Raw genomic sequence first — 24700 nt, 5'->3', positions numbered from 1 at the left:
GGCTACTCCGAAGCGATGTCGAGGGCCGCGGGGAGCGTGAACGCCCCGGAGTAGAGCGCCTTGCCGATGATCGCGCCTTCGAGGCCGTTCGGCACGAGCTCGCGCAGCGCCCGGAGGTCGTCGAGGGTCGAGATGCCGCCGGAGGCGACCACGGGCTGGTCGGTGCGGTCGCAGACCTCGCGGAGGAGGTCGACGTTCGGCCCCTGCAGCGTGCCGTCCTTCGTGACGTCGGTCACCACGTACCGGGCACAACCGGCTTCCTCGAGGCGGTCGAGGACCTCCCACAGGTCGCCGGCGTCCTCCGTCCAGCCACGGCTCGCGAGCGTCGTGCCGCGGACGTCGAGGCCGACGGCGATCTGCTCGCCGTACTTCCGGATCACACGGGCGGCCCACTCCGGGTTCTCGAGGGCGGCCGTACCGAGGTTCACGCGCGCGGCCCCCGTCGCCAGCGCAGCCTCGAGCGAGGCGTCGTCGCGGATCCCGCCGGAGAGTTCGACGGCGACGCCCTCGACCTCGTGCACGGCGTGCGCGATGACCCGGCGGTTGTCACCGCGGCCGAACGCGGCGTCGAGGTCGACGAGGTGGATCCACTCCGCGCCCTGGTCACGCCAGGTGCGGGCCGCCGACACCGGGTCGCCGTACGAGGTCTCGCTGCCGGCTTCGCCCTGGGTGAGGCGGACCGCCTGACCGTCGACGACGTCCACGGCGGGGAGCAGGACGAGGGGCGGGGTGGCGATGAGGTCGGTCATGGTCCTGTCGGTTTCGTTGCGGGTCGTGCTGGGGGCGCTCAGAGCGAGTCGACCCAGTTGCGGAGCAGCCGGATGCCCGGCTCCCCCGACTTCTCCGGGTGGAACTGGGTCGCGGTGAGCGGGCCGTTCTCCACGGCGGCCACGAACCGCTGCCCGTGCTCGGCCCACGTCAGCCGCGGGGCACGGAACGGGCCGTACGCCTCGAGCGGGAAGTCGGTCACGCCGTACGAGTGCACGAAGTAGAACCGCTCGTCGTGGAGACCGTCGAAGAGCACGGAGTCCTCCGGCGCCTCGACCGTGTTCCACCCCATGTGCGGCAGGACCTCGGCCTGGATCTCCTCGACCGTGCCCGGCCACTGCCCGAGCCCCGCGACGTCGGCGCCGCGCTCGATGCCCCGCGAGAACAGCACCTGCATGCCGACGCAGATGCCGAGCACCGGACGGCCGCCCGCCAGACGGTGGTCGACGATCTCGCCGCCCTGCACCCCTTCGAGCTGGTCGATCACGGCGGCGAACGCGCCGACGCCGGGCACGAGCAGCCCGTCGGCCCGCAGCGCCGCCTGCTTGTCGGCGGTCAGCGTGACGTCGGCTCCGGCGCGTTCCAGGGCCTTGGCCGCGGAGTGCACGTTGCCCGACCCGTAGTCGAGGACGACGACGTTCGGCTTGGCGCCCCCGGTGTTCGCGCCCCCGGCGTTCGTGCCCCCGGTCACAGCGCGCCCTTCGTGGAGGGGATGCCGTCGACGCGCGGGTCGAGCTCGACCGCCCTGCGCATCGCCCGGGCGAACGCCTTGAACTCGGCCTCGGCGATGTGGTGCGGGTCGCGGCCCTCGAGCAGGCGGACGTGCACGGTGATGCCGGCGTTGAACGTGATCGCCTCGAACACGTGGCGGACCATCGAGCCCGTGAAGTGCCCGCCGATGCGGTGGAACTCGAAGCCGGCGGGCTCCCCCGTGTGCACGAGGAACGGACGGCCCGAGACGTCCACGACGGCCTGGGCCAGTGCCTCGTCCAGGGGCACGAGGGCGTCACCGTAGCGGCCGATGCCGGAGCGGTCGCCCAGTGCCTGCTTGATCGCCTGGCCGAGCACGATGCCGGTGTCCTCGACCGTGTGGTGCACGTCGATGTGGGTGTCCCCCGTCGAGCGCACGCGGAGGTCGATCAGGGAGTGCTTGCTGAACGCCGTCAGCATGTGGTCGAAGAACGGCACGCTCGTCGAGATGTCGGACGTGCCGGTGCCGTCGAGGTCGAGCTCGAGCTCGATGCTCGACTCGCTCGTGCTCCGGCTGATCGTGGCGGTGCGCGCGGTCATGCTGCAACCCTAACCGGCGGCTGATCGGCGGCGACGCGGCGCATGGCGTCGAGGAAGGCCGTGGTCTCCTCTTCGGTGCCGGCGCTCACCCGCAGGTGGTTCGGGATGCCGAGGTCGCGGACGATGACGTCCTGTTCGAGCAGGGCCTCGAACGCGGCGTGCGGGTCGGCCACGCCGCCGAACAGGACGAAGTTCGACCAGGTCTCGTACGTGCGGTAGCCCATCGCCCGGAGTTCCGTGACCATGCGGTCGCGCTGCTGCTTGATGTCGTCGACCATCGCGAGCATCTCCGGCGCGTGCCGGAGCGCCGCGACCGCTGCCGCCTGGGTCAGGACGGACAGGTGGTACGGCAGCCGGACGAGGCGGATCGCGTCGATGACGGCCGGGTGGGCGGCCATGTACCCGACGCGGGCACCGGCGAACGCGAAGGCCTTGCTCATGGTGCGGGACACGACGAGACGCTCGCGACCGGGGAGCAGCGTGAGCGCACTCGGAACGTCGGCCGGCATGAACTCGGCGTACGCCTCGTCCACCATCACGATGCCGTCGGTCGCGTCGTACGCGGCCTCGATCGTCTCGATCGGCAGCGGGGTCCCCGTCGGGTTGTTCGGGCCGCAGAGGAACACGATGTCGGGCCGGTGCTCGCGGATCGCGGCGACGACCGTCTCGGGTGCGATGCGGTACTCGTCGTCACGCTGCGCCGGGATCCACGTCGTGCCCGTGCCCGAGGCGAGGATCGAGTGCATCGAGTAGGTGGGCGGGAAGCCGAGCACGGTGCGGCCCGGACCGCCGAAGGCCTGGAGCAGCTGCTGCAGGACCTCGTTCGAACCGTTCGCGGCCCAGATCTGCTCGGCGGTGAGGTCGTGCTGGAGGTAGTCCGCGAGCGACTGACGCAGCTCGGTGAACTCACGGTCGGGGTAGCGGTTCACGGTCGCGAGTGCCTGTCGGATCGACGCGACGATGTCCTCGGCCACGTCGGCGGGCACCGGATGCGTGTTCTCGTTGACGTTGAGCTGCACGCGGACGTGCTTCTGCGGGGCGCCGTACGGGCTCTGCCCGCGCAGGTCGTCTCGGATCGGGAGGTCTTCGAGCGTGAATGCCACCGATCCATCGTAGGCCGCGTGGCCGGTCGGGAGACCGGCCGTCCGGACGGTGCTCAGGTCCGCTACTTCGTCGAGGCGTACTTCGCGGGGATCGCGATCTGCTCGCCGGCCTGCAGCCCGGAACCGTCGAGGGCGTTGAGGCTGATGACGTCCTGCACGAAGTCGCGCGGGTCGGCGTTCGGCGCGGTCTCCTCCGCCAGCTGCCAGAGCGTCTCGCCCGGCTGGATGGTGACGGTGTCGAAGTGGACGTTCGCCTGGGTGTTGCCGGCGGACGCCTGCCCGCCGTTCAGCACGGCGAGGGCGACGCCCAGGAGCAGTGGGATCGCGGCGAGCGTCGTGAGGACGATCCGACCGCGACGCGTGAGACGCAGGCGCGTACGCACGGCGGGCGACGCAGTGCGCTGGAGGTCAGCGATGGCGATGGTGCTCATGTCGTTCTTGCCTTCCCGTTCGGATGAACCGAAGTCCTGTACCGAACATAGTTTCGAATGCGAGGCCGCACAAGTCCTGTGCGGAGATTTCCGGGGGGATTTCTGCCGACACGCTCGAACAGGTGTTTGTCCGGTCACGATCGGTCGGATACTGTTTCGATCGACTGGGACGAGTCAAGCGGGGACCACCGACATTCCCGTGGGCACGGCCTCGGCACCGACGAAGGGCGAGACGACGTGGCGGACGAACTGCGGGGCCAGAAGCCGTTGACGGCGAAGCAGCAGGCGATCCTCGACGCGATCCGTGCGTCGATCGCCAGCCGGGGGTACCCGCCGAGCATGCGCGAGATCGGTGACGCCGCGGGCCTCTCCTCGCTGTCGAGCGTCTCCCACCAGCTCGGGCAGCTCGAGCTCGGCGGCTGGATCCGCCGCGACCCGAACCGCCCGCGTGCGCTCGAGGTCCTCGTGGACGAGCCGACCCCCGACGTCGAGGGGCCGGACGTCGACGCCACCACCCTCGTGCCGCTCGTCGGGCGCATCGCCGCCGGTGTCCCGATCACCGCCGAGCAGCACGTCGACGAGATCGTGCCGCTCCCCCGTCAGCTCGTCGGCACGGGCGACCTCTTCATGCTCAAGGTCGTCGGCGAGTCGATGATCGACGCCGCGATCTGCGACGGGGACTGGGTTGTCGTCCGGTCACAGCAGACGGCTGAGAACGGGGACATCGTCGCCGCCATGCTCGACGAGGAAGCGACCGTCAAGGTCTTCCGGCAGCGCGACGGCCACACGTGGCTGCTGCCGCGCAACACGGCGTTCGAGCCGATCCTCGGCGACGCGGCGACCGTGCTCGGCAAGGTCGTGGCGGTCCTCCGCTCGGTCTGACCCGGCGTCCGTCAGCGGAGCCGCACGGCACGACGCGGGGCGAGCGGGGTCAGCCGACGACGCCCCGCCCCACGCGGCCGCGAGCCGGCGGGGCGGACCCGCGCCGCGCCTCCAGGCCGACGCTGCTGCCGCTCAGCGCTCCCTCAGGACGCGACGGGCGCGACCACGAACGGGTCGAGCTCGGCGACCTGGCGCTGGAAGACCCGCACCTGCAGGCGGGTGCCGTCCTCGACGTAGTCGACGGCCTCCACCGCTCCCGCGTCGTGCAGCGACGACACGAGGTCTCCGCGGTCGTACGGGATCACGACGGTGAGCGACACGTCGGGTTCGGGGAGCCGGGCCTCGATCGCCTCGAGCAGGTCCCGGATGCCCTCGCCCGTGCGCGCCGAGACGAACACGGCGTCGGGGACGAGGCCCACCAGCACGAGCCGCTGCGACTCGTCGATGAGGTCGGACTTGTTGAACGCGACGACCTCGGGGATGTCCCTGGCTCCCACGTCTCCGATGACGTCCCGGACGGTCGCCAGCTGGGCGGCGGGGTCCGGGTGTGAGCCGTCGACGACGTGCACGATGACGTCCGCCTCGCCCACCTCCTCGAGCGTGGACCGGAACGCCTCGACGAGCTGGTGCGGCAGGTTCCGGACGAAGCCCACGGTGTCCGCGAAGGTGTACTCGCGCCCCTTGGCGGAGCTCGTCCGGCGCACGGTCGAGTCCAGCGTGGCGAACAGCTGGTTCTGCACGAGCACGCCCGCGCTCGTCAGCCGGTTGAGCAGCGATGACTTGCCGGCGTTGGTGTACCCGGCGATCGCGACGCTCGGAACCTCGTTGCGGTTGCGCTCGGCGCGCTTCGCCTCACGCGCGGGACGGAACGAGGCGATCTGCCGGCGGAGCTTCGACATCCGGGTGTGGATGCGACGTCGATCGAGTTCGATCTTGGTCTCACCGGGACCACGCGAGCCCATGCCCGCACCGCCGGAGACCTGACCACCGGCCTGTCGGGACATCGACTCACCCCAACCGCGGAGTCGCGGGAGGAGGTACTCGAGCTGTGCGAGCTCGACCTGCGCCTTGCCCTCCCGGCTCTTCGCGTGCTGGCTGAAGATGTCGAGGATGACGGCGGTGCGGTCGATCACCTTGACCTTCACCACGTCCTCGAGCGCACGACGCTGGGACGGCGCGAGTTCCGTGTCCGCGATCACCGTGTCGGCCCCGGTGGCCTTGACGATCATCGCGAGTTCCTCGGCCTTGCCCTTGCCGAGGTACGTCGACGGGTCGGGGTTCGGTCGGCGCTGCAACAGCCCGTCGAGCACCACGGCCCCCGCGGTCTCGGCGAGTGCGGCGAGTTCGCGGAGCGAGTTCTCGGCGTCGGCGGCGTCGCCGTGCGGGTACACGCCGATGAGGACGACCTGCTCGAGCCGGAGCTGCCGGTACTCGACCTCGGTGACGTCCTCGAGCTCGGTCGAGAGGCCGGCGACGCGGCGGAGGGCCGCACGGTCCTCGCGGTCGTACTGGTCGCCGTCACCCGTCCATTCGCGGTCGTCGACCGATCGTGTCTGGATCGCCTGCGCCGGCGCGAAGATCGATGAGGGTGCTTTCGAGTCCGCGTTGCGCAGGACCCGTTCGACGACACCGGCAGCGCTGTCGTCGATCGTTGGTCGGTCGTTCTCGTGGGAGTCCGTCATGCTGTCCACAGGGTACCGCTGCCGCGCCCGGGACACACGGGGTTCCCGGTACGGTTCATCCATGGCGAACGACCACTACTTCTCTGCGAGCCCGTCGTCGGAGACCCGCGAGCGCCAGGTCCACGTGACACTGGCCGGCCGGCCCCTCACGTTGACGACGGCCGCAGGGGTGTTCAGCCCGGACGGCATCGACCGTGGCACGCGCGTCCTGCTCGGTTCCGTTCCGCCGCCCGCGCGCGACGGCGCACTGCTCGACGTCGGCTGCGGCTGGGGTCCGATCGCGATCACCATGGCGCTCGAGTCCCCCGATGCGCAGGTGTGGGGCGTTGATGTCAACGAGCGGGTCCTCGGCCTGGCCCGGGCGAACGCGGCGGCCGCGGGAGCCGGCAACGTCACGATCGCGCTGCCGGACGACGTCCCCACGGGCCTGCGGTTCCGGACCATCTGGTCGAACCCGCCGATCCGCGTCGGCAAGGACGAGTTGCACCAGATCCTGCTCACGTGGCTCCCCCGGCTCGAGCTCGGCGGCGACGCATGGCTGGTCGTGTCGAAGGACCTGGGCGGTGACTCGCTGCAGCGCTGGCTGCGGGACGCCCTCGATCCGGGCTTCCACGTGGCACGTGCCTCGACCGACAAGGGCTTCCGCGTCCTGCGGGTCCATCGCGCCGCGGAGTAGCGAGGCAGCGGCGCCGGACGGGAGGCGCTGCCCACGTGACCGACGTCGGCGCGGCGATCCGCGCCTCCAGTCCGGTGAACGTGGTCGGGTCAGACCGTCAGGTCACCCGAGAAGACGAGTTCCGCCGGACCGGAGAGCGCGACGTGCTCGCCGTCCTCCGCCGCGAACATCCGAACCGTGACGACCCCGCCGGGCACCCGCACGCGCCAGGTGTCGGGCGCGCCGTTGCCGGCCCAGTACCGCGTGGCCAGCGCGGCCGCGACGGCACCGGTGCCGCACGACAGCGTCTCGCCGCTGCCCCGCTCGTGCACGCGCATCGTGATCTGCCCGACACCGTCCTGGACGAGCGGGTCGCCGGGCAGGACGAACTCGACGTTCGCGCCGTCCGCCGGCACGGGGTCGAGGACGGGGACGTACGTCAGGTCGACGTCGGCGAGTTCGTCCTCGGTCGCGACGGCGACGACCACGTGCGGGTTGCCGACGTCGATGCCGAGACCGGGGCGGGCGTTGTCGAGGTTCTTCGCGCGGACGAGCACGTCGTCGGAACCGCCGCCCTCGATGCCGAGGCCCCACCGACCGAGGTCGGCCGAGAAGCCGTTCGTCGTGCGCTGGATGTCGACGAGACCCTTGCGGCTGCCGACGGTGAGGGTCCCCCCGGGGGCGAGGTCGACGAGACCGGACTCGGTGAGGTACCGGGCGAAGACGCGGATGCCGTTGCCGCACATCTCGGCGACGGTGCCGTCGGCGTTGTGGTAGTCCATGAACCAGGTCGCTGCCGGGTCCTCGGCCACGAGCGCCCGCCCTTCCGGCAGTGCTTCGGACCGGACGGCGCGGATGACGCCGTCGCCGCCCACACCGAAGCGCCGGTCGGCGATCGCGCGGATCCGCTCGGGGGTCAGGTCGACCGTGGCGTCGGGGTCGGCGAACAGGACGAAGTCGTTGCCGGTCCCCTGGCCCTTGGTGAAGTGCAGCTCGGTCACGGGACGATCCTACGGGCCGCTTCCGTGAGCGCGGCCCGGTCGGCGCCGGTCACGTCGAGGACCTCGGCGTCGGCGTACCGCCGGAACCAGGACACCTGCCGGCGCGCGTACTTGCGCGTCGCGATCGCGGTGGCCTCCACCGCCTGCTCGACCGTGGCGTCACCGCGGAGGACCTCGAGCGCCTGCGAGTACCCGATCGCCGCGCGAGCGGTCCTGCCCTGTTCGAGCCCGTGCTCGCGGAGCCCGCGGACCTCGTCCACGAGGCCGGCGCCGAACATCCGCGCCGCCCGCGCGTGCAGGCCGGCGACGAGCTGCGCGCGTTCCCGGTGCAGGTGCAGGATCCGCGCGGGTCGCCATGCGCGCGGCGCGGACGGGAGGCTCGGGGTCACGACCTCGGATCGGCTCGCGATCTCGAGTGCCCGGATCAACCGCCTGGGGTTGCGTGCGTCGATCGTGGCCGCGGCCGCGGGATCGAGCGCCCGGAGTCGCTCGAGCAGGATGCCCGGGCCCAGTTCCTCGTGCTCGCGTTCGAGTCGTGCGCGCAGCTCGGGATCGGTGCCGGGGAACGCGAGGTCGAACAGGACGGCGGACACGTACAGGCCACTTCCGCCGACGAGCACGGCGACGCCGCCCCGCTGGTGGACGGCCTCGATGTCGGCGCGGGCGTCCCGCTGGTAGGCGGCGACGCTGGCTTCGTCCGTGACGTCGAGGACGTCGAGCTGGTGGTGCCGGATGCCGCGCCGATCCTCGACCGTGAGCTTCGCCGTCCCGATGTCCATGCCGCGGTAGAGCTGCATCGCATCGGCGTTGACGACCTCCGCGTCACGACCCGAGGCACGGAGACGCTCGGCGATCGCGATGCCGAGGTCGGACTTGCCCGTGCCGGTCGCTCCGACGACGGCGATCAGATCGGCGTCGAGGCGCTCGTCGGGCAGGGTCGCCGGGGCATCGCGGTGCCCGTCGGACGCCTGCTCGTGCCCGTCGCCGCGCCCCGCCGGGTCAGCGGCCGACACGGAGCGTGGGCAGACCGAGCGACACCGGTCGCGGACCGTCGCCGGGCGCTGCCGGGGTCGGGACGCCGCAGCTCTCGGCCTGCGCGCGGTCCCAGGCGTCGCCCGCACGGGTCCGGCGGATCCGCAGGGGTCCCTCGTTGTCGGCGATGAGGAAGTGCGGAGCGCTCCGCGTCACCTCGACCGTCACGACGTCACCGGGGCGCGGGACCTCGGACCCCTCCGGCACGGCGAAGTGCACGAGTCGGGAGTCCTCCGCGCGACCGGACAGCCGCCGGGTCTCGTCGTCCTTCTTGCCTTCGCCGGTGGCGACGAGCACGTCGACGCTGCGCCCGACCTGCTTTGCGTTCTCCTCGGCCGTGATGCGCTCCTGCAGCGCCGTGAGGCGTTCGTAGCGCTCCTGCACGACGTGCTTCGGGAGCTGGTCGGCCATCGTCGCCGCCGGCGTGCCCGGTCGGATCGAGTACTGGAACGTGAACGCCGAGGCGAACCGGGACCGCTCGACCACGCGAAGCGTGTCCTCGAAGTCCTCGTCCGTCTCGCCCGGGAACCCGACGATGATGTCGGTGGAGATCGCCGCGTGCGGGATCTTCGCCCGCACCCGATCGAGGATGCCGAGGAACCGTTCGCTCCGGTAGCTGCGGCGCATGGCCTTGAGGATCCGGTCCGAACCGGACTGCAGCGGCATGTGCAGCTGCGGCATCACGTTCGGGGTCTCCGCCATCGCGTCGATGACGTCGTCGGTGAACGCTGCCGGGTGCGGGCTGGTGAACCGCACGCGCTCGAGGCCCTCGATCTGGCCGGCAGCGCGCAGCAGCTTGCCGAACGCCTGCCGGTCGCCGAACTCGACACCGTAGGAGTTCACGTTCTGACCGAGCAGCGTGACCTCGATCGCACCGTCGTCGACCAGTGCCTGGATCTCGGCGAGGACGTCACCGGGGCGACGGTCCTTCTCCTTGCCGCGGAGCGACGGGACGATGCAGAACGTGCACGTGTTGTTGCAGCCGACGGAGATCGACACCCATCCGCTGTGGGTCGAGTCGCGCTTCGTCGGGAGCGTCGACGGGAAGACGTCGAGGGCTTCGAGGATCTCGATCTGCGCCTCGTCGTTGTGCCGTGCCCGCTCGAGCAGGGTCGGCAGCGAACCCATGTTGTGCGTCCCGAACACCACGTCGACCCACGGTGCCTTCTCGAGGATGACGTTCTTGTCCTTCTGCGCGAGGCACCCACCCACGGCGATCTGCATGCCGAGGTGCTCGCGCTTGATGCCCGCGAGCTGGCCCAGGTTGCCGTACAGCCGGTTGTCCGCGTTCTCGCGCACGGCACAGGTGTTGATGACGACGACGTCCGCCTGGTCGCCATCGGCGGCGACGTACCCGGCGGCCTGGAGCGAGCCACTCAGCCGTTCGGAGTCGTGCACGTTCATCTGGCACCCGTAGGTGCGGACTTCGTAGGTGCGGGGGCGCGCTTCGACGGTGGCCATGGTCGTCCCAGTGTAAAACCGTCGACCGCTACTCGAAGCGCACGGATCCGCGCGGACCGCCGGGTGACCGTCCGCCGCCGTCGAGGGCCCGCTCGACCGCGATCCGGACGACGCCGCCGTTGTAGCCCTTGCGCATCAGGAACCCCGAGAGCCGCCGCTCGGCCGTCGCCCGGTCGAGCCCGCGGAGCTGTCCCGCACGCTTCTGCGCGAGTTCGATCGCGCGGATGAACTCGTCGTCCTCGTCGTCGGCGGCCGCGTCGAGAGCGGCGTCGATCGCGACCTGGTCGATGCCGCGACGCCGGAGTTCGGCGACCACGCCCTGGCGGCCGAGGCCCTTCCGGTCGTGCAGCCGGTCCACGAGGTCGGTCGCGAGCGCGACATCGTCGATGAGCCCCACACGGGTGAGTCGCTCGATCTCGTACTCGACGACGTCCGGGTCGAGGTCGTTCCTCGTCAGCATCGTCCGCAGTTCGGACTCACTCACACCCTTGCGACCGAGCGCGCGCATGCTGAGCCGCTCGGCGTCGGCGCGCTGCTCGTCGACCGGTCGCGGCGCGTCGGCCGGGTCGATCTCGGCGCCACCGTCGATGGCGAACACGGACGCTGTCGAGGCATCCGCCGTGCCGTCTTCGTCGTAGCCGTCCTGTTCGGCCCGAGCACTCCGGCCACTGCCGTCGCCGACGACGGGCGACAGCCACTCGGCCTGCGCACGCGTGCCCTGCCACTCGGCCTCTGCCCGCGCGCCCTGGACGGGCAGCGGGACCGGTGCATCGGCGTCGGCGTCGGCGTGGACGGGCCCGGCATCCGCGCCGGAGCGGCGACGGGACCGCGCACCGAACAGGTCGGTGACCGGTGCGAGGTCCTCGTCGCCGTGCTCGGTCGTCACGCGCCCTTGCGCTCCGCGATCTTCGGCGCGATGGAATCGACCGGCGCTTCGGCCGACTCGACCTGCGCACCCCCGACACCGAGCTTGGCGAGGATCTTGCCCTCGATCTCGGCCGCGATCTCCGGGTTCTGGATCAGGAACGAACGCGAGTTCTCCTTGCCCTGCCCGAGCTGGTCGCCGTCGTACGTGTACCAGGCGCCCGACTTCTTGACGATGCCGTGGTCCACGCCGAAGTCGAGCAGCGAGCCTTCTCGCGAGATGCCCGTGCCGTACAGGATGTCGAACTCGGCCTGCTTGAAGGGCGGCGCCATCTTGTTCTTGACGACCTTGACACGGGTCCGGTTGCCGACGGCGTCGGTACCGCTCTTGAGCGTCTCGATGCGTCGGATGTCGAGGCGGACTGACGCGTAGAACTTCAGCGCCTTACCGCCGGCGGTGGTCTCCGGGCTGCCGAAGAACACGCCGATCTTCTCGCGCAGCTGGTTGATGAAGATCATCGTGGTCTGCGTCTGGTTGAGGCCACCGGCGAGCTTGCGGAGCGCCTGCGACATGAGTCGTGCCTGGAGACCGACGTGGGAGTCACCCATCTCGCCTTCGATCTCGGCACGGGGCACGAGCGCGGCCACGGAGTCGACGACGACGAGGTCGATGGACCCCGAACGGACGAGCATGTCCGCGATCTCGAGCGCCTGTTCACCGGTGTCCGGCTGGGACACGAGCAGCGCGTCGATGTCGACACCGAGCTTCTTGGCGTACTCGGGGTCCAGCGCGTGCTCGGCGTCGATGAACGCCGCGATGCCGCCGGCGCGCTGGGCGTTGGCGATCGCGTGCAGCGTCAGCGTCGTCTTACCCGACGACTCGGGGCCGTAGATCTCGATGATGCGACCGCGCGGGAGACCACCGATGCCGAGCGCGACGTCGAGCGCGACCGAACCGGTCGGGATGGTGGCGACGGGGGCGCGCTCGTCCGAGCCGAGGCGCATGACCGTGCCCTTGCCGAACTGCCGGTCGATCTGTGCGAGAGCGGTCTCGAGGGCCTTCTCGCGGTCCTGGGGTGATGGCATGGGGTGCTTCCTTCGTGCTCGGTGTCGGCCGCCTGTAGGCTGTCGCGTCCACCCCGGCCGGTGGTGCAGGGCCGGTCCTTCTGCGACAAGGCATCGGGCTGTTCCCGATGACTTCGAACCTAGGGCGGGCCACCGACATCACTGCCTGCGACCGCGCGATCTGTGGACGAGTTCCTCGAACAGCTCCGCTGTGGAGGAAGCTACCACCGATCGAACACGCGTTCGAGCAACACGCCGAACAGAGTTTCGGACGACGGTGTCCGGCCGGTTCAGTCCCGAGGCTCGGCCAGCCCCTTGCCGTGCCGCTTCTCCTGCGGCACGTCCTGCGAGTCGCACAGCGCCTCCCACACCCGTCGAGCATCGATCCCCGCGTCGAGGGCGTCCGCCGCCGATCGGCCACCGAGTTCCTCGAGCACGACGTCGCGACTGACGACGGCACCGTACGCCTCACCGAACACCTGGTCGACGGCTCGCCAGAACTCACTCACGCGCATCGTTCCAGCGTAGCCACGCCGCCCCGCCCGGTACGACGAACGCCCCCGCTGGCGAACCAGCGAGGGCGTCCGGAGAGCGGTGGCGTCAGCGCACCGCGAGGTCGTTGTCGAACTCGGCGACGAGGTCGTCGGGGAGCGTGTCGGGGACCGGGGTGAGTCCTTCGACCACTGCGAGGCGGTCGCCGACCTCACGCATGATGGTCGAGATGGGGGTGTCCAGCGCGTCCGCGACGGACGCGAGGATCTCCGAGCTGGCTTCCTTCTGCCCGCGCTCGACCTCGCTGAGGTACCCGAGAGCCACGCTGGCCTTGGACGCGACCTGACGGAGGGTCCGGCCCTTCTGCAAGCGGAAGTCCCGCAGAACGTCGCCGATTTCCTGACGAACGAGAACCATGAGAACTCCTCCTCTCTGTCGTCTCCGCGCCCGCTCGGTCTGGTTGGCCGAGTTCGGGTTCAGCAACACTAGCGTTGCCGGTTGCAGCATGCTAGCCACGCCGACTGCTCTACTGCTGGAGATTGCGTGAGATGTAACCCAGCGGAAACGGGACCTATTCCCGTGCCCGGACCGTGGACGACATCCGTGCCAGGAGTTCGGAGACGGTCGCGTGCCGGATTGCGTCACGGTCTCCGTCGATGTGCAGCTCGTACGCGGTCGCCCCGTCGGCGTCGGCGAGCCCCACGAAGACCGTCCCGACCGCCTTGCCGTCCTGGGGATCGGGTCCGGCCACGCCGGTCGTACTGATCCCCCACGTGGCGGGCTCGCCGTCGATGCTGAACGCCGTCCGCGCACCCGCCGCCATCTGCCGTGCGACCTCCGGGTCGACGGCGCCGTTCGCCTCGAGCAGCGCAGGGGACACCCCCAGCAGCTCGTGCTTGATCGGCGTCGCGTACGCCACGACTCCCCCACGGACCACGGCGCTCGCCCCCGGCACGTCGACGAGCGTCGCGACGACGAGGCCACCGGTGAGCGATTCCGCGACGGCGACGGTCTGACCACGCGCGGTCAGTTCCGCGATCAGTCCCGGTGCGACCGGGACGGGAGGCGCGGCCCGCGTCGGCAGTTCGTCGTCCGTCACGCTGTGGCCCGGTTGTGCTTCCATGCCTGCCAGAGGTAGTCGATGCCGCTCAGGAGAGTTGCCAGGAACGCCGCCGTCATGAGGATGCCGTTGACCCAGTGCGCCCAGTCGCCGACGAGGTTCCACCACGGGAACAGCGCCGCGGTCAGGGCCACGGCCTGCAGCACGGTCTTGATCTTGCCGCCGCGGCTGGCCGGGATCACCCGGTCCGAGAGCACCGCGAACCGGAACACCGTGATGCCGATCTCCCGCACCATGATGAGCACCGTCACGTACCACGGCAGTTCGGCAAGGATCGAGAGGGCGACGAGCGCACCCCCGATGAGCACCTTGTCGGCGATCGGGTCGACGAGCTTGCCGAAGTCGGTGACGAGGTTCTGCCGACGGGCGATGATGCCGTCCGCACTGTCCGTGACGATCGCCACGACGAACACCACCGCCGCCCAGATGCGCAGCGGACCGTCGTGGCCGGCGTCCGCGAGCAGCAGCACGAAGAACAGCGGTGCCATCAGGATGCGCACGACCGTGATGATGTTCGCGACGTTGCCCGTCGACGCCGGGCCGGGGCCCTTGCGGAGGAGACGGCCGCGCCACGGGAAGCGTGCGCCGTGCGTGGTGTCCGTGCTGTCCGAGGCGGTCATCGCACTCACTCCCTGCCCGTCAGTCCCCACGCGTCCTCATCGGGCTCGTCGTGCACCTCATCGTACCCGCGGGTCATGTCGCCCACCGGGTCGACGCCGTAGCGGTCACCGTCGCCGTCGTCGGACGGCGGAGGGGTCGGGACGGCCGGGGCCGCGGCCGACGGCGGCTCCTCGCCGCGCAGCTTCGCCAGCACGGCCGGGAGTTGGTCCGCCGTGACGAGCACGTCGCGGGCCTTCGACCCCTCCGACGGTCCCACGATGTCGCGAGACTCCATGAGGTCCATGAGGCGACCGGCCTTGGCGAAGCCGACGCGGAGCTTGCGCTGGAGCATCGAGGTGGACCCGAACTGCGTCGACACGACCTGCTCGACGGCCGCGAGCAGCAGTTCGAGGTCGTCGCCGATGTCGGCGTCGATCTCCTTGCGCTCGACCACGGCCTGGACGTCCTGGCGGTACTCGGGGCGGGCCTGGCGGGTGACGTGCTGGACGACCTCCGCCACCTCGCTCTCCTGCACCCAGGCGCCCTGCACGCGGAGGGACTTCGAGGAGCCCATCGGCAGGAAGAGCGCGTCGCCCTGCCCGATCAGCTTGTCGGCCCCCGGCTGGTCGAGGATGACCCGCGAGTCGGTGACGCTGGTGACGGCGAACGCGATCCGCGACGGGACGTTCGCCTTGATGAGACCGGTGATGACGTCGACCGACGGCCGCTGCGTCGCGAGCACGAGGTGGATGCCCGCCGCACGCGCGAGCTGGGTGATGCGGACGATCGACTCCTCGACGTCACGGGGGGCGACGAGCATGAGGTCCGCGAGCTCGTCGACGACGACGAGCAGGTACGGGTACGGCTTGAGCTTCCGCTCGCTGCCCGCGGGCAACACGATCTCGTTGTTCTCGATCGCCTTGTTGAAGTCGTCGACGTGGCGGAACCCGAACGAGGCAAGGTCGTCGTACCGCATGTCCATCTCCTTCACGACCCACTGCAGCGCCTCGGCCGCCTTCTTCGGGTTCGTGATGATGGGCGTGATGAGGTGCGGGACGCCCGCGTAGATGGAGAGTTCCACGCGCTTCGGGTCCACGAGGACCATGCGCACCTCGGACGGCTTCGCGCGCATGAGCAGCGACGTGATCATCGAGTTGATGAACACCGACTTGCCGGAACCGGTGGAGCCGGCGACGAGCAGGTGCGGCATCTTCGCCAGGTTCGCGACGACGAACCCGCCCTCGACGTCCTTGCCGACGCCGATGGTCATCGGGTGCTTCGACTTGCGGGCGGCGTTCGAGCGGAGCACGTCGCCGAGGGAGACGGTCTCGCGGTCGGTGTTCGGGATCTCGACGCCGATCGCGCTCTTGCCGGGGATCGGCGAGAGGATGCGGACCTCGTTCGAGGCCACGGCGTACGACAGGTTCTTCGACAACGCGGTGACGCGCTCGACCTTCACGCCCGGGCCGAGCTCGATCTCGTAGCGGGTGACCGTCGGCCCGCGCGAGAACCCGGTCACCTTCGCGTCGACCTTGAACTCGGTGAGGACACCGGTGATCGCGGCGACGATGTCGTCGTTCGCCTGGCTGCGCGCCACCGACGGCGATCCCGAGCTCAGCGTGGTGGCGGCCGGCAGGCGGTACGGCGCCGACGGGTCCTCGTCGGCGCCGGCCACCGGCGGGAGACCGTCGTCCGACGCGGCGGCGTCCGGCACGGGGTCGTCTGCCGGGAGGGACGGGGAGACCACCGGGGACACGGTCGCGTCCGGCCGGACCACGTCGGGCTCGGCGGGGCGCTCCGGCACGGTGGTGCCGAAGTCGCGGAGCGCCTGCTCCGCCACCTCGAGGTCGTGCTCGACGGAGTCGTTGAGGTTGACCGAAGCGGGCTCGGCGGGAGTGTGGTCGATCAGGCCGGCGGCCGCGCCCGCGTTCGGGCTCGCGGACGGTGCCGGGGGGAGGTTCGAGGTCGCTCCGCTGATGACCGGGCTGTCGTAGGCCGGGTCTTCCTCTCGACCGGACTTGTTCCGACGCCACCACGGGATCGTGCCGCCCTCGCCGTCGCCGTCGGCCTCGGCCTTCTGGTCGTCGAAACCGAGGTCGTCGAACAGCTGGAAGTCGGTGTCGCCCTTCGTGCCGCGCTTCTTCGGCTTCGCGCGGGCCGCAGGCGCCTCGGCAACCGCCTCGTCCGCCTCGGCCGCGGGGGCCGGCGCACCGAACAGGTAGGCGTACAGCTCGTGGAGCCGACGCCCGAGCTTGTTCGGCGGGGTCTTCGTGATGATGAAGAGCGACAGGACGAGCAGCACGATCGCGACCGGCACGGCGACCCACGCAGTGGCGATCGTCACGAGCCACCCGATGACGACCCAGCCGATGACACCGCCGGCGGCCGCCAGCGCGGGCATGCCGTCGGCCGCGCTGGGCTGACCGCCGAAGACGTGGCAGAGCGACGAGATCGACACGAGCAGGAGCCCGAGGCCGATCCCGATCCGGGTGTTGTCGTGCACCGATGCCGGGTGCCGGAAGAGCCACCCGGCGAAGACGACCATGATCACGGGCAGCGCGAAGGCCAGACGGCCGAACAGCCCGCCGAACGTGTACGCGTCGAGCGCCACCGAGACGGAGTTCGTCGGGTTGAGCCACTCGACGACCGCGCCGGCGATCGCGAGGACGAACAGCAGGAACGGGAACCCGTCGCGCCGCTGGTCCTTCTCGAGGGTCTCCTTGCCGAGCAGCCGGAACATCGCGCCGAGCCCGTGCGCCATGGCGAGCCAGGCGGTCACGAGGGGGTTCTGCTCACGGAACACCGGCGTCGGTGCGGCCTGCGGCAGCTTCTTCGTCGTGGCCTGGGTGCGCGACGTCCCGCGCGTCCCGCTCCCACGGGACGACGAGGACGCGCGCGAGCGCGTGGTCGACTTGGTGCCTCCGGCCATGGGCAGAACCCTAATCCCCACTCAGGACAATCCGAGGAAGGCCCACCGGTCAGTACCGGATCGCATCGATCACCTTCACCCGCACCGCGAGGATCGCGGGCAGGAACCCGGCGAGCGCCCCGACGAACACCGCGGACCCCACGCCGACGAGCGCCGCCTCGAGCGGGAACGGTGCGCCGCCGACCTCGACACCGCTCGTGACGAGGCCGCGGACCGTCGCGTTCCCGAGCACCGCCGCACCGAGCATCACCCCGACCGCGCCGGCGACCAGCGTGCCGAGTACGTTCTCGAGCAGCACCGCGACGAAGATCCGTCCGGCCGACGCCCCGACTCCGCGCCGGATCCCGATCTCACGGATGCGCTGCCGAACGCTCACGAGGGACACGTTCAGCAGCCCCAGCCCGCCGAGCACGAGGACGAGGACTGCGACGCCGGCGATGACGTACCGCATCGCGCCGAGCGGGTCGCCTTCCACCGAGCCGGCGGCGTCCATCCGGCTGGCGTCGACCGACACGTCGCCGCCGACCGCACGCTCGGCGTCGCTCGCGATCCGGTTCGCGAGCGCCTTCGCACCGCTCTCCGGGATCCAGACCTCGAAGGTGCGCTGGTTCCCGTCGTCCGAGCCCGGGGCGACGCTCGACGTCGCGACCGAGTTCGACAGCTGGTAGAACATCGGGTCCGTGTCCCACTCCGCGGACACGTACGAGCCGACGACGACCGCCGTCACACCGGGGGCCCCGGGCAGGCGGACCGTCGGGTGGGTGACGACATCCGCACCGCCGAGCCGGTCGAGGAAGGCCTGGTTCACCACGATCGCGGGCGCGAGCCGATCGCGGTCGGACTCGGCGAACCACTTCCCCGACGCCATCCGCAGGCGGTGCATCTCGGCCCACGGCGGGTCGACGGTCATGCCCTGGACCTCGGCGACGCCGTCCGGGAACTGGATGCGCCGCGACGTGTAGGTGGCCTCGGTGGCGTACCGCACGTCGTAGCGTTCGGCTGCGGCGCGGAGTTCCCGGTCGACCGCGTCCGCCGTGGCCGGGGCCGCCGCGCCGGTCCCGTCGCCCGAGGTCGACGTACCGGTGATGCTGTACGTCGCGGGGCGACCGCCGTACTGCTCGTTGAACGCCGCCGTCACGCGCTCAGCGAGGGAGCCGAAGCCGACGACGACCGCGAGGGACGCCACCGCGATGGTGACCCCGACGAGGCTCAGGACGACGCGGCCGCGGTGCACGCGCAGCTCTTGCCACGACTCGACGAGCGTCCCGACGACCGTCGTCACCACGCGGTTCACGCGCTCACCACCGGATCCGCTGCGGCGCCGACGGTGTCGGCCGCATCCACGATCAGACCGTGGTCGATCCGGTGCACGACGTCCGCGCGCGCGGCGACCGCGGCGTCGTGGGTGATCGTCACGAGAGCCGCCCCGGTGTCGGCGGCGACGGTCTCGAGGAGTTCCATCACGACGCGGCCCGTGTCGACGTCGAGCGCCCCCGTCGGTTCGTCGGCGAGGATCAGTCGGGGAGACCGGACGAGCGCACGGGCGATCGCCACGCGCTGCTGCTCGCCGCCGGAGAGACGGTGCGGCTGCGTGTCGGCACGGTCCGCGAGACCGACACGATCGAGCATCTCCAGTGCGAGCCGTCGCCGGGCCCAGAACGCCCGCCCCGTCGCGTAGAGCAGCGGTACCTCGACGTTCTCGAGCGCGGTGCGCCCCTGGAGCAGGTTGAACTGCTGGAACACGAACCCCACGGACTCGCCGCGCATCCGGTCGCGGCGCAGGGAACCGCCGCGGCCGACCTCGACGCCGTCGAACTCGTGCACGCCCTCGGTCGGGGTGTCGAGCAGGCCGAGCACGTTGAGCAGGGTGGACTTGCCGGACCCCGACCGGCCGACGATCGTGACACGGCTGGCCGCTTCGACGTCGAGGTCGATGCCGCGCAGGATCTCCAGCATGGATCCGTCCGGCAGCTCGACCGACTTCAGCAGACCACGCACGCGGACGAGGCTCATCCGATCACCACGGAGCCGTCGTCCACCACGGAACCGTCGTCGGCGAACTCGTCGTCCGGCGCCTGTTCCTTGCCCGGCACGAACTGCAGGACGGTGTCACCCTCGGCGAGCCCGCTCTTCACCTCGACGCTCTCGCCGTCGTTCAGCCCGAGCACGATGTCCTTCTCGATGCGCTCGCCGGCGTCGTCGACCACCGTCACGACGCCCTTCTGCGCGGTGCCGTGCACAGCAGTGGTCGGGAGCGTGAGGACGCCCTCCGCCTTGCCGGCCGGGACCGCGACCGTGACCTCGAGTCCGGGGAACACGGTGACCCCGCCCGGCACGTCGCACTCGAGCTGCGTTCCACCGGTGGAGCCCGAACCGCCCGACCCGTCGCCGGACTCGTCCGACGCGGCGCCGTCCGACGGCGCCGCGCTCGTCAGCGAAAGGTGCGTGCAGGTGAACGGCGCCGGGCCGTCCTTCACCGTGACGGTCGCCTGAGACGGCCGTGCGGTCAGTCGGTACAGCTGCGCGGCGTCGAGGGTCGCGGTCGCGCGGTAGGCCTCGGGCGCGATGCGGGCGACGGTGTCGGCAATCGCGACGGGCTGCTTCGTGACGAGGTCGAGCCCGGAGACCGTGCCGGAGGCGGGGGCGACGACGGTCGAGAAGGTCACGGTCGACGGCAGCGGTTCGCCCTGGTCGGTCGTGTCCGTGGACGGTGTCTCCACACGGACGTCGATGACCGGCGCGCCCTGCTCCACGTGTTCGCCGTTCGCGACGAACACCTTGTTGACGGTCCCCTCGACCGGGGTCCGGACGGCCGTGGACGCGACCGACCGGATCGTGCCCGTCGCCTCGACGTCGTTCACGATGTCGCCCGTGGTCACCGTGACGGTCGGGTCCTCGATCGCGCCGGTCGGGGCCGCATCCTCACCCTCGGACTGGGCCGCGAAGAACGCGAGGCGGACGAGGGACACCGCGATGGCGGCGAACAGGAGGAACTTCAGGCCGGGCCACACCCAGCGACGCAGGACGGTCACACCGGAATACTAGCGTCTGAAATGGCAGCACATGACCAAGGTGCCCGGACGCGACCGGAGGCACGGCGCGCGTCCCTCGGGAACGCGCGCCGTGCCTCCAGGAAGGGGTGCGCGTCAGCGCTACGCCTCGATGACCACCGGGACGATCATCGGCCGGCGGCGGTGCTTGGTGTTGACCCAGCGCCCCACGGTCCGGCGCACGACCTGCTGGAAGGCGTGACCGTCCCGCGTGCCGTTCGCGGCGGCTTCGGCGAGGGCCTTCGCGATCTGCGGGCGGACCTCGTCGAAGACCGACTCGTCCTCGGCGAAGCCACGCGACTGGATCTCCGGACCGACGACGCACTGGCCCGTGGTGAAGTCGACCGCGCAGAAGATCGAGATGAAGCCCTCTTCCGCGAGGACCCGACGGTCCTTGAGGTCGGCGTCGGTGATCTCGCCGACGGTGGAACCGTCGACGTACACGTACCCGATGTCGAGCTGCCCGGCGACCGTCGCGACGCCGTCCTTGAGGTCGACGACGATGCCGTCCTGCCCGAGGATCACGTTGCGCGGCGGCACACCCGTCTGGATCGCCAGGTCGGCGCTCGCGTAGAGGTGACGGTGCTCGCCGTGGACCGGCAGCACGTTCCGCGGCCGCAGGATGTTGTAGCAGTAGAGGAGTTCGCCGGCGGACGCGTGGCCGGAGACGTGCACCTTCGCGTTGCCCTTGTGCACGACCTTCGCGCCGAGCTTCGTCAGTCCGTCGATGACCCGGTAGACCGCGTTCTCGTTGCCCGGGATGAGCGAGGACGCGAGGATGACGGTGTCGCCCTCGCCGATCTCGATCTGGTGCTCGAGGTTCGCCATGCGCGCCAGGACGGCCATCGGCTCGCCCTGCGACCCGGTCGACATGTAGACGATCTGGTCGTCGGGGACGTTCTTCGCCTTCTTCGTGTCGATCAGGACGTCGTCCGGTACCCGGAGGTAGCCGAGCTCGGCGGCGATGTTCATGTTCCGGATCATCGAGCGACCCATGAACGCGACCTTGCGGTTCGCGGCCGCGGCGGCGTCGAGGACCTGCTGCACGCGGTGCACGTGCGACGAGAAGCTCGCCACGACGACCTTCTTGCGGGCGCGCGTGATGATGTTCTCGAGGACGGGTCCGATGTCCCGCTCGGGCGCGGTGAAGCCCGGCACGTCCGCGTTCGTCGAGTCCGGCAGGAACAGGTCGACGCCCTGCTCGCCGAGGCGGGCGAACGCACGGAGGTCCGTGATGCGGTCGTCGAGCGGGAGCTGGTCCATCTTGAAGTCGCCCGTGTGCAGGACCCGACCGGCGGGGGTCGTGATCGAGACGGCGAGTGCGTCCGGGATGGAGTGGTTGACGGCCACGAACTCGAGGTGGAACGGGCCGATCTGCTCGGTCTGGTCCTCGGCCACGACGAGCGTGTACGGCTTGATCCGGTGCTCCTTGAGCTTCGCCTCGACGAGGGCCAGCGTCAGCGTGGAGCCGATCAGCGGGATGTCGTCGCGGAGCTTGAGGAGGTACGGGACGGCACCGATGTGGTCCTCGTGACCGTGCGTGAGCACGACGCCGAGGACGTCGTCGAGGCGGTCCCGGATCGGCGCGAAGTCCGGCAGGATCAGGTCGACCCCGGGCTGGTGCTCCTCGGGGAAGAGCACACCGGCGTCGACGATGAGCAGCTTGCCCTCGTACTCGTAGACGGTCATGTTGCGACCGATCTCACCGAGTCCCCCGACGGGGATGACGCGGAGGGTGCCGGCTTCGAGCGGCTGCGGTTCGGAGATCTGTGTGGGCATTCGGTCCTACGGATTCGGGCGACGCGCGTCCTGCGCGCCGCGGTGTTCGACTAGCGGGTGGTGCCTGGCACCTTCGGCAGAGCGCCACCGGCCGCTGCGTTGCGGTCGGGGCGGAAGTTGGAGAAGTCGGCGCCGGGGATGTCCCGGACGGCTTCGAGCGAGGTCTCGATGGCGTACGCCTCGGAGTCCTCGGGACCGACGAGCGGCAGACGGACGCGCGGGCTGCCGATCCGGCCGAGCCCGTGCAGGACGTACTTCGCCGCGACCGTACCGGGCACGTGCGTCATCACGGCGCGGACGAGCGGTTCGACGCGCTTGTGCTCGGCGGTCGCGGTCGCGAGGTCGCCGCGGTTCACGGCGTCGACGATGGTGCGGTACGGCGTCGACGTGATGTTCGCGGTCACACCGATGAGGCCGGTGGCACCGATCGCCAGGTGCGGCAGCACGTTCGTGTCGTCGCCGGAGAAGTACATGAGATCGGTGTTGTTGAGCACCCGGGACACCTCGGCGAAGTCGCCCTTGGCGTCCTTCACGGCGAGGATGTTGGGGTGGTGCGAGGCGCGCACGATCGTCTCGTACGTGATCGGGATGCCCGTGCGACCGGGGATGTCGTACAGGATGACCGGCAGGTCGGTGGCGTCGGCGATCATCCGGAAGTGGGTGAGCACGCCCGCCTGGGTCGGCTTGTTGTAGTACGGGGTGACGATCATCACACCGTCGGCGCCGGCCTTCTCGCTCTGCTTGTAGAGGTGGATCGCGTGCGCGGTCTCGTTCGAGCCGCCGCCGGTGATGATCTTCGCGCGGCCCGCGGCGACGGACTTGCCGACCTCGACCAGACGGAGCTTCTCGGGGTCGGTGAGGGTGGACGTCTCACCGGTCGTGCCGGTCACGACGATGCCGTCGGCACCGGCGGTGATGCAGTCGTCGATGTGCTGCTCGACACCGGGCCAGTCGACCTCGCCGTCAGCCGTGAACGGGGTCACGAGGGCGACGAGGACCTGACCGAAGGGATTCTCACGCGGGGACACGGGCACCAGCGTACCGGGGATGCGCCGCGGTTCGGCCGTCCGCGTGCACGGTGGCCGTCCGTCGGTACCCGGCATTATGCGGCCTGGAGGCGCGGCTCGCCCCCGTCACGCCCGTCGCCACTCCAGGAAGCGGTAGCGGGTGCCCTCGTTGCGGGTCTCCTGCCACGGCCCCTCGTCGACGAGGACCCACGCGTCGTCGAAGGACGGTGCGACGGTGTCGCCCGGCACGTCGACGTCGATCACCGTCTCGGAGACGCGGTCGGCGAAGGGCATCGCCGCGGCGTACACCTGCCCACCGCCGATGACCCACACGGGTTCGTCGGTGTCGAGTGCCGTGGCGAGGTCGTGCACCACCTCGGCGCCGTCGGCAGCCCACTCCTCGTCGCGGGTCAGCACGACGTTGCGGCGGCCGGGCAGCGGTCGGAAGCGCTCGGGCAGCGAGTCCCAGGTGCGGCGCCCCATCACGACGGTGGCGTCACCGGTGACGAGCCGGAAGTGGGTGAGGTCCTCGGGCACGTGCCACGGCATCCCGCCGTCGGCACCGATCACGCCGTTCACCGACCGAGCCCAGACCATGCCGACGCCCCGGACGGGCTCGGACCAATCGGCGGCGGAACCCATCAGACCGCGACCGCGGCCGTGATCGCCGGGTGGTGGTGGTAGCCGACGACCGTGAAGTCCTCGTACTCGTAGTCGTCGATCGAGTCGCGCGGGGCGAGCTCGAGCGTCGGGAGCGGGTAGGCCGTGCGGGACAGCTGCTCCTCGACCTGCTCGACGTGGTTGTCGTAGATGTGGCAGTCGCCGCCGGTCCACACGAAGTCACCGACGCCGAGCCCGGTCTGCGCCGCGATCATGTGGGTGAGCAGCGCGTAGGAGGCGATGTTGAACGGGACGCCGAGGAACATGTCCGCGCTGCGCTGGTAGAGCTGGCACGAGAGCTTCCCGTCGACGACGGAGAACTGGAAGAAGGCGTGACACGGGGCGAGCGCCATGTCCGGCACGTCGGCGACGTTCCACGCCGAGACGATGAGCCGGCGCGAGTCCGGGTTCGTCCTGATCTGCTCGATGACCTGGGCGATCTGGTCGATGTGCTCCCCCGACGGCGTCGGCCACGAGCGCCACTGCACGCCGTAGACCGGACCGAGGTCGCCGTTCTCGTCCGCCCACTCGTTCCAGATGCGGACACCGTGCTCCTGCAACCACCGGGCGTTGCCGTCGCCGCGGAGGAACCAGAGCAGCTCGTACGCGACGGACTTGAAGTGCACGCGCTTGGTCGACACGAGCGGGAAGCCCTTCGACAGGTCGTAGCGGAGCTGCGCGCCGAACAGGCTGCGCGTCCCGGTGCCGGTGCGGTCGCCCTTGGGCGCTCCCTCGACGAGGACGCGACGCAGCAGGTCCTCGTAGGGGGTCGCGACGGTGGGGTCGGGCTGCACGATCTCGCTGTCGGTCACACACAGAAGACTACGTC

25 protein-coding genes are annotated in these 24700 nt (G+C 70.6%); 2 read left to right on the top strand and 23 right to left on the bottom strand.

Going from position 1 to position 24700, the window contains the following annotated elements:
• Nucleotides 1–2 precede the first annotated feature (2 nt).
• The 5 genes from priA to HP507_RS07695 form a co-directional block, all read right to left on the bottom strand.
• Nucleotides 3–749, bottom strand: coding sequence for a bifunctional 1-(5-phosphoribosyl)-5-((5-phosphoribosylamino)methylideneamino)imidazole-4-carboxamide isomerase/phosphoribosylanthranilate isomerase PriA (gene priA / locus HP507_RS07715; protein WP_175351202.1), 747 nt, complete (start codon nt 747–749; stop codon nt 3–5).
• Nucleotides 750–787: 38 nt separating this feature from the next.
• A complete protein-coding gene (gene hisH / locus HP507_RS07710) occupies nt 788–1459 on the bottom strand; it encodes an imidazole glycerol phosphate synthase subunit HisH (RefSeq protein ID WP_175351201.1) in 672 nt (223 codons plus the stop codon).
• Complete coding sequence (hisB, locus tag HP507_RS07705) at nt 1456–2058, bottom strand: imidazoleglycerol-phosphate dehydratase HisB (RefSeq protein ID WP_175351200.1); 603 nt, start codon at nt 2056–2058, stop codon at nt 1456–1458. Before hisB ends, hisH begins: the two co-directional genes overlap by 4 nt.
• Nucleotides 2055–3161 (bottom strand): histidinol-phosphate transaminase, encoded by a 1107-nt coding sequence (locus tag HP507_RS07700; RefSeq protein WP_175351199.1) that lies wholly within the window; start codon nt 3159–3161, stop codon nt 2055–2057. The genes hisB and HP507_RS07700 overlap by 4 nt, the downstream gene beginning before the upstream one ends.
• Nucleotides 3162–3223: 62 nt before the next feature.
• Entirely contained in the window at nt 3224–3592 is a 369-nt protein-coding gene (locus HP507_RS07695; RefSeq protein ID WP_175351198.1) for a LysM peptidoglycan-binding domain-containing protein, read from the bottom strand.
• Between the two features lie 237 nt (nt 3593–3829).
• On the opposite strand from HP507_RS07695, the gene lexA reads away from it, so the two are divergent.
• Nucleotides 3830–4474 (top strand): transcriptional repressor LexA, encoded by a 645-nt coding sequence (gene lexA / locus HP507_RS07690; protein ID WP_175351197.1) that lies wholly within the window; start codon nt 3830–3832, stop codon nt 4472–4474.
• Between the two features lie 143 nt (nt 4475–4617).
• On the opposite strand, the gene hflX is transcribed toward lexA, so the two are convergent.
• A complete protein-coding gene (gene hflX / locus HP507_RS07685) occupies nt 4618–6156 on the bottom strand; it encodes a GTPase HflX (protein WP_175351196.1) in 1539 nt (512 codons plus the stop codon).
• A gap of 61 nt (nt 6157–6217) precedes the next feature.
• Between hflX and HP507_RS07680 the strand changes: the two genes are divergently transcribed.
• Nucleotides 6218–6832 (top strand): class I SAM-dependent methyltransferase, encoded by a 615-nt coding sequence (locus HP507_RS07680; RefSeq protein WP_175351195.1) that lies wholly within the window; start codon nt 6218–6220, stop codon nt 6830–6832.
• Between the two features lie 89 nt (nt 6833–6921).
• On the opposite strand, the gene dapF is transcribed toward HP507_RS07680, so the two are convergent.
• From dapF to HP507_RS07595, 17 genes are all read right to left on the bottom strand, one after another.
• On the bottom strand, nt 6922–7812 hold the full coding sequence (dapF, locus tag HP507_RS07675; RefSeq protein ID WP_175351194.1) for a diaminopimelate epimerase: 891 nt from the start codon (nt 7810–7812) through the stop codon (nt 6922–6924).
• Nucleotides 7809–8747, bottom strand: a complete 939-nt coding sequence (miaA, locus tag HP507_RS07670) for a tRNA (adenosine(37)-N6)-dimethylallyltransferase MiaA (RefSeq protein WP_175351235.1) — start codon at nt 8745–8747, stop codon at nt 7809–7811. Before miaA ends, dapF begins: the two co-directional genes overlap by 4 nt.
• A 64-nt stretch (nt 8748–8811) precedes the next feature.
• Nucleotides 8812–10305 carry a tRNA (N6-isopentenyl adenosine(37)-C2)-methylthiotransferase MiaB gene (gene miaB, locus HP507_RS07665; protein ID WP_175351193.1) on the bottom strand — a complete coding sequence of 498 codons (1494 nt, stop codon included), beginning with the start codon at nt 10303–10305 and terminating at the stop codon, nt 8812–8814.
• Between the two features lie 28 nt (nt 10306–10333).
• Nucleotides 10334–11191, bottom strand: a complete 858-nt coding sequence (locus HP507_RS18360) for a regulatory protein RecX (protein WP_175351192.1) — start codon at nt 11189–11191, stop codon at nt 10334–10336.
• Nucleotides 11188–12255: a recombinase RecA gene (gene recA / locus HP507_RS07655; protein ID WP_175351191.1), complete on the bottom strand. Its 1068-nt coding sequence runs from the start codon at nt 12253–12255 to the stop codon at nt 11188–11190. Before recA ends, HP507_RS18360 begins: the two co-directional genes overlap by 4 nt.
• 269 nt (nt 12256–12524) lie before the next feature.
• Complete coding sequence (locus HP507_RS07650; protein ID WP_175351190.1) at nt 12525–12749, bottom strand: DUF3046 domain-containing protein; 225 nt, start codon at nt 12747–12749, stop codon at nt 12525–12527.
• Nucleotides 12750–12834: 85 nt separating this feature from the next.
• Nucleotides 12835–13143 carry a helix-turn-helix domain-containing protein gene (locus HP507_RS07645; protein ID WP_058742950.1) on the bottom strand — a complete coding sequence of 103 codons (309 nt, stop codon included), beginning with the start codon at nt 13141–13143 and terminating at the stop codon, nt 12835–12837.
• 154 nt (nt 13144–13297) lie between these two features.
• Entirely contained in the window at nt 13298–13849 is a 552-nt protein-coding gene (locus HP507_RS07640; RefSeq protein WP_175351189.1) for a CinA family protein, read from the bottom strand.
• Nucleotides 13822–14466, bottom strand: a complete 645-nt coding sequence (pgsA, locus tag HP507_RS07635; RefSeq protein WP_217508583.1) for a CDP-diacylglycerol--glycerol-3-phosphate 3-phosphatidyltransferase — start codon at nt 14464–14466, stop codon at nt 13822–13824. Before pgsA ends, HP507_RS07640 begins: the two co-directional genes overlap by 28 nt.
• Nucleotides 14467–14471: 5 nt before the next feature.
• Nucleotides 14472–17375, bottom strand: a complete 2904-nt coding sequence (locus HP507_RS07630; protein WP_175351187.1) for an FtsK/SpoIIIE family DNA translocase — start codon at nt 17373–17375, stop codon at nt 14472–14474.
• 49 nt (nt 17376–17424) lie between these two features.
• Nucleotides 17425–18669 carry an ABC transporter permease gene (locus tag HP507_RS07625; RefSeq protein ID WP_175351186.1) on the bottom strand — a complete coding sequence of 415 codons (1245 nt, stop codon included), beginning with the start codon at nt 18667–18669 and terminating at the stop codon, nt 17425–17427.
• A complete protein-coding gene (locus HP507_RS07620) occupies nt 18666–19388 on the bottom strand; it encodes an ABC transporter ATP-binding protein (RefSeq protein ID WP_175351185.1) in 723 nt (240 codons plus the stop codon). The genes HP507_RS07625 and HP507_RS07620 overlap by 4 nt, the downstream gene beginning before the upstream one ends.
• Complete coding sequence (locus tag HP507_RS07615) at nt 19385–20407, bottom strand: efflux RND transporter periplasmic adaptor subunit (RefSeq protein ID WP_175351184.1); 1023 nt, start codon at nt 20405–20407, stop codon at nt 19385–19387. The genes HP507_RS07620 and HP507_RS07615 overlap by 4 nt, the downstream gene beginning before the upstream one ends.
• A 120-nt stretch (nt 20408–20527) precedes the next feature.
• Nucleotides 20528–22204, bottom strand: a complete 1677-nt coding sequence (locus HP507_RS07610) for a ribonuclease J (protein ID WP_175351183.1) — start codon at nt 22202–22204, stop codon at nt 20528–20530.
• A 50-nt stretch (nt 22205–22254) separates the two neighbouring features.
• Nucleotides 22255–23232, bottom strand: a complete 978-nt coding sequence (dapA, locus tag HP507_RS07605) for a 4-hydroxy-tetrahydrodipicolinate synthase (RefSeq protein ID WP_175351182.1) — start codon at nt 23230–23232, stop codon at nt 22255–22257.
• Between the two features lie 105 nt (nt 23233–23337).
• The gene (locus tag HP507_RS07600; RefSeq protein WP_254700993.1) at nt 23338–23808 is read right to left on the bottom strand and encodes a dihydrofolate reductase; all 471 of its coding nucleotides are present in this window, start codon (nt 23806–23808) and stop codon (nt 23338–23340) included.
• A gap of 44 nt (nt 23809–23852) precedes the next feature.
• The gene (locus tag HP507_RS07595) at nt 23853–24683 is read right to left on the bottom strand and encodes a thymidylate synthase (protein WP_271207142.1); all 831 of its coding nucleotides are present in this window, start codon (nt 24681–24683) and stop codon (nt 23853–23855) included.
• Between the last annotated feature and the right edge of the window lie 17 nt (nt 24684–24700).

This window comes from Curtobacterium pusillum, assembly GCF_013359865.1.
GTDB classification, from domain to species: domain Bacteria; phylum Actinomycetota; class Actinomycetes; order Actinomycetales; family Microbacteriaceae; genus Curtobacterium; species Curtobacterium pusillum.
The sequence above is the reverse complement of the archived record's forward strand: the minus strand, read 5'-3'. Positions and strand labels throughout refer to the sequence as shown.

Excerpts from the sequence above, each read along its gene's own strand:
- miaB (WP_175351193.1), bottom strand. The coding sequence starts at position 10,305 with ATGGCCACCGTCGAAGCGCGCCCCCGCACCTACGAAGTCCGCACCTAC.
- HP507_RS07645 (WP_058742950.1), bottom strand. The coding sequence starts at position 13,143 with ATGGTTCTCGTTCGTCAGGAAATCGGCGACGTTCTGCGGGACTTCCGC.
- HP507_RS07630 (WP_175351187.1), bottom strand. The coding sequence starts at position 17,375 with ATGGCCGGAGGCACCAAGTCGACCACGCGCTCGCGCGCGTCCTCGTCG.
- HP507_RS07680 (WP_175351195.1), top strand. The coding sequence starts at position 6,218 with ATGGCGAACGACCACTACTTCTCTGCGAGCCCGTCGTCGGAGACCCGC.
- pgsA (WP_217508583.1), bottom strand. The coding sequence starts at position 14,466 with ATGACCGCCTCGGACAGCACGGACACCACGCACGGCGCACGCTTCCCG.
- HP507_RS07610 (WP_175351183.1), bottom strand. The coding sequence starts at position 22,204 with ATGCCCACACAGATCTCCGAACCGCAGCCGCTCGAAGCCGGCACCCTC.
- hisB (WP_175351200.1), bottom strand. The coding sequence starts at position 2,058 with ATGACCGCGCGCACCGCCACGATCAGCCGGAGCACGAGCGAGTCGAGC.
- priA (WP_175351202.1), bottom strand. The coding sequence starts at position 749 with ATGACCGACCTCATCGCCACCCCGCCCCTCGTCCTGCTCCCCGCCGTG.
- HP507_RS07695 (WP_175351198.1), bottom strand. The coding sequence starts at position 3,592 with ATGAGCACCATCGCCATCGCTGACCTCCAGCGCACTGCGTCGCCCGCC.
- HP507_RS07620 (WP_175351185.1), bottom strand. The coding sequence starts at position 19,388 with ATGAGCCTCGTCCGCGTGCGTGGTCTGCTGAAGTCGGTCGAGCTGCCG.
- hflX (WP_175351196.1), bottom strand. The coding sequence starts at position 6,156 with ATGACGGACTCCCACGAGAACGACCGACCAACGATCGACGACAGCGCT.
- recA (WP_175351191.1), bottom strand. The coding sequence starts at position 12,255 with ATGCCATCACCCCAGGACCGCGAGAAGGCCCTCGAGACCGCTCTCGCA.
- HP507_RS07640 (WP_175351189.1), bottom strand. The coding sequence starts at position 13,849 with ATGGAAGCACAACCGGGCCACAGCGTGACGGACGACGAACTGCCGACG.
- HP507_RS07600 (WP_254700993.1), bottom strand. The coding sequence starts at position 23,808 with ATGGTCTGGGCTCGGTCGGTGAACGGCGTGATCGGTGCCGACGGCGGG.
- HP507_RS07650 (WP_175351190.1), bottom strand. The coding sequence starts at position 12,749 with ATGCGCGTGAGTGAGTTCTGGCGAGCCGTCGACCAGGTGTTCGGTGAG.